Source organism: Planktothrix sp. FACHB-1355 (genome assembly GCF_014748295.1).
Lineage (GTDB): Bacteria > Cyanobacteriota > Cyanobacteriia > Cyanobacteriales > Aerosakkonemataceae > Aerosakkonema > Aerosakkonema funiforme_A.
The window spans coordinates 1-4,190 of the sequence record NZ_JACJUP010000587.1; the positions used below are offsets into that span (position 1 = coordinate 1).

A 4,190-nucleotide genomic window follows, 5' to 3' on the forward strand; every position below is an offset into this window, starting at 1 on the left:
ATCTGCATAAAATCTTCATTTTATTTTCTCAATCGTGGGCAAGTCATCCTGCCCGCCCCCGATTTACTACATTCCCATTATTTCGTAACCTGCATCAACATACAGGATCTGGCCCGTAATGCCGCTAGCCAAGTCACTGCATAGGAAGGCAGCTGTATTGCCCACTTCCACTTGAGTAACCGTGCGTCGCAGCGGTGCTACTTTCTCAACGTGGTGGATCATATCCAGAATCCCACCTACCGCAGAAGAAGCCAGAGTGCGGATTGGGCCAGCAGAGATGCCATTTACCCTGATATTCTGGGGGCCGAGTTCGGATGCTAGGTAACGAACATTCATTTCTAGAGCAGCTTTAGCGATCCCCATCACATTATAGTTAGGAACTACTCGCACACCGCCCAAGTATGTTAGGGTGACTATGCTACCGCCCTCTGTCATTAAGGGTTTAGCTGCCCCACTGAGTTGGATCAGCGAGTAAGCGCTCACATCCAGAGCCAGGGAAAAGCCCTGCCGGGATGTTTTGCTAAAATCTCCTGATAAATCATCTTTGTTGGCAAAAGCGAGGCAATGGATCAGGATGTCCAGCCTGCCCCACTTGTCGCGGATAGCGTCAAAGGCTGTTTGAATCTGGGCTTCATCTTGAACGTTGCAGGGCAAAAACAAGCTGGGATTGAGCGGTTCTACCAGTTCTGCAACTTTCTTCTCCATACGACCTTTTTCGTCGGGCAGGTAGGTGATGCCAAGATTAGCACCAGCTTTATGGAGTTGTTGGGCAATGCCCCAAGCGATCGAGCGGTTGTTGGCAATGCCAGTTACAAGCGCGTTTTTTCCGGTTAAATTCAGCATAGTGGTTCATTATATCGGAGTCAGTGCGGCAAGTAACGACGGCTGTTATGGTTTGTTCTGTTGGCGATCTCTCGCACCATGCTGTATCCACTTTACAAAATTCTGTATCTAATTATACATTATTGTCTAGAAAAGTTATTGGGCATTTATCGGTAAATTTATTTATAGCTATATAAAATGTATCTTTCCTCATTTAGGTAATAATTATGTGCTATAGTACACAGAAATTTTATAGATGCAATGCTACTGAGACAAACAAAACTAAACAGAAAAACTGAGCCGTTCCGAGCGATTGACAGAGCTATCGAAAACTTTGGGTTTTTTAGAAATAAAGTACTTCAGTTCTGGATAAACAAGCAAGATTTATCCCGGTATAAGCTGAATCAAGACTATACTGCTTTGAGGAAAGACCGAGAGCGGGTAGCCAGAGAGGTTGATTTGACCATAAAGCGAAAGCTAGCAGCTTGCTCTTACTGTCGAGTACGTTTAATGGCGCGGCTTTCCTCCCGTGCAGAGAGTAGGGCAATCTATAGCCTTAAGGAACTCCAGATGGTAAAAATTTGTACCGTAAGGCATACGGAAAATGAAAGTGCAGAAAAAGTAACCTCTAGCTGAAGGGAAACTGATGGCAGGGTTGGCTGGTGAAATCAAAAATTGCCAGCATGACTGCACGGAGAATGTCAAACTTTATTCCAAAATTTTGCAAAATCTTTTGGGTCTCTGTGAGGGCAAGGAATATGGTCGTTATACAAGATAGACCGCTAGCAATTGTATTTCGTCAAATGGGCAGCGGGGCGTTTCCACCAGTTGTAGAAACGTTTGAAAGGGGAAAAACCATCTTTTTCCCAGGAGATCCGGCTGAACGGGTGTACTTCCTGCTTAAAGGTGCAGTGAAACTTTCTAGAGTTTATGAAGCAGGAGAAGAGATTACCGTAGCTCTATTGCGAGAAAATAGTGTTTTTGGGGTATTATCGCTGATTACAGGGAATCGCTCCGATCGCTTTTACCATGCGGTTGCCTTCACCCCAGTGGAACTGCTTTCAGCACCGATCGATCAGGTAGAACAAGCGCTGAATGAAAATCCTGAGTTAGCAATGTTGATGTTGCGGGGTCTTTCCTCACGGATCTTACAAACTGAGATGATGATCGAAACCCTGGCCCATAGAGATATGGGATCGCGGCTGGTCAGTTTTCTGCTGATTCTCTGCCGAGATTTTGGCGTTTCAGGCCCTGAAGGGATTACGATCGACTTGAAACTTTCTCACCAGGCGATCGCAGAAGCTATAGGTTCCACCCGCGTTACCGTTACTCGGTTGTTGGGAGATCTGCGGCAAGAAAAAATGATCTCCATCCACAAAAAAAAGATTACCGTCCACAATCCTGTAACCTTAAGTCAACAATTTACCTAGCGATCGAAGCGGCATAACCTGGTGCAATGCCTTATAAATGGCAACCCGATGCGTTGCTTGGATAACTAAGCGCTATTTGAGTCCCAGGAATGGTAAAATCAAGCGAGTACTGTGAGGTTTGCGGGAAATAGACTGGCTAACCAGTAAACCAAGAGACTAAAACAGTATCTTGCCTATGGTTTAGAGCCAAACCGAACTTCAAGTAACAACTCCAGAGAACCTGAGTTTTGATGGTTTTCAGGTACTCATTACCCCGGAGGAAGCCACTCGTCAAGCAGTTAATGCTAGGAAATTGAAACCTCTGTCTTGAACTGAACCAACTGGTGAATGGGTCTCATCGACGTTTCAACTGGTTAGGAAACTGCCGCAAGGACTTTTCAAGAAAGGTCGTAGTGCTTAAACCTTTGAATCTCAGCAATTCAATTGAGGAGATTGTCAATCGATAGCTCCCCAGTCTGTAACCTCTGTGACAGTTAGCAGCTAAGGGAAGTAGAGTAGAAACGGAGTTGACTGGCGCTCCAAGTTATCGCACTTAAAAGCCAGCCCCATCACGGGGAATAAATCCCTCGTGTTTTCTTTCCTAACCGCTCTTTTGGCAGGGAGTTTTCACACTCCCAGACATATATATGACCACCGGGTTAATCCTGATTGCGGCAATTTTGGTGTTGGGGGGAGCGATCGCATCGGTGGGAGATCGCATAGGGACAAAAGTTGGGAAGGCTCGCTTAAGCCTGTTTAACTTGCGTCCGAAGAACACAGCGGTGTTGATCACCTTCTTGACAGGCAGCTTGATCTCTAGTTCGACGTTGGCGATCTTATTTGCCGCCAGCGAACAATTACGCACGGGCGTTTTTAAACTGGAAAAAATTCAGAAAGATTTGAGAAGCGCCCGCCAACAGATAGAAGAAAGCCGAACCGAGAAAAGTAAGGCAGAAAGTGAAAAAGTACAGGTAGAACAACAGCTGGCTGAGGCTAAATCCGAACAGTCAACAGCGCAAAAGCGTCTGGATTCAACCAATCAGGCTCTACAGTTGGCATTGGCTAAGCTGGCAGAAGCAATGGCCAAACAAGCTCGTACAGAAATGCAGCTCAACCGGACTCAAACTCAATTGAGTCGAACTCAAACTCAGCTGAGTCAAACGGAAAACCAGTTGGGTCAAACAGAAAACCAGTTGGGCCAAACACAAAGCGCACTAAATGGAACGCAGGAGCAATTAAAAGCAGTATCCGGACAAGCACAAGAACTGCGTTCGGAAATTCAAAAATTGCAAGCAGAACGGCAGGATTTGATCGCCCAGCGTAACGAAGTTAAAGCTCAGATTACCGAACTGAAGCAACAGCTCGATCAAAGGGATGAGAAAATTGCTGCCCGCGATCGGATTATCCAGCAAAAGGACGAAAAAATCGGCGCACAAGATGACGCGATCGCACAGCGCGATCGACAAATCGCCGCTCAAGACCAGAGAATTTCCCAAAAAGAGCAAGAAATTGCCGCTCGCGATGGACAAATCGCCACACGAGACCAAACAATCTCGCAACAGGAAAGTCGTCTCAAAGAACTTAAAGGACAACTAACTCAACAAGAAAAACTACTGGCACAACAAGACACAAAACTCTCCGAACAAGATAAAAAACTTTCTGAAAGAGAACAAAAACTAAATATTTTGCAAAAGGAAGTAGCAAGTCTAGAGCAAGACTACCAACAACTGTTTCGGGGTAACGTTACAGTCCGGCGCGGTCAAGTTCTGGCAGCTGGTGTAGTGCGGATTGTGGAACCTTCAGCGGCTCGTCAAGCTGTAGATAGACTGCTGTTGCAGGCAAACCGAGTAGCTCTGGAGCGCACGCATCCCGATAATAAAAATCTTAAGCAACAAGTAATAGTAATTAGGCAAGCAGATGTCAACCAACTTATAGATAAAATTGATGACGGTAAAGACT

Annotated in this window: 3 protein-coding genes; 2 read left to right on the top strand and 1 reads right to left on the bottom strand. The window is 45.7% G+C overall.

What is annotated here, in order from left to right; all coding sequences use genetic code 11:
- Positions 1-66 precede the first annotated feature (66 nt).
- Positions 67-843, bottom strand: a complete 777-nt coding sequence (fabI, locus tag H6S82_RS21170) for an enoyl-ACP reductase FabI (RefSeq protein ID WP_190473503.1) — start codon at positions 841-843, stop codon at positions 67-69.
- A gap of 737 nt (positions 844-1,580) precedes the next feature.
- On the opposite strand from fabI, the gene ntcA reads away from it, so the two are divergent.
- Together ntcA and H6S82_RS21180 are read left to right on the top strand one after the other, a co-directional pair.
- Positions 1,581-2,252, top strand: coding sequence for a global nitrogen regulator NtcA (gene ntcA, locus H6S82_RS21175; protein ID WP_190473501.1), 672 nt, complete (start codon positions 1,581-1,583; stop codon positions 2,250-2,252).
- A gap of 626 nt (positions 2,253-2,878) precedes the next feature.
- A partial coding sequence (locus tag H6S82_RS21180) for a DUF3084 domain-containing protein (RefSeq protein WP_191056658.1) occupies positions 2,879-4,190 on the top strand: 1,312 nt, incomplete at its 3' end.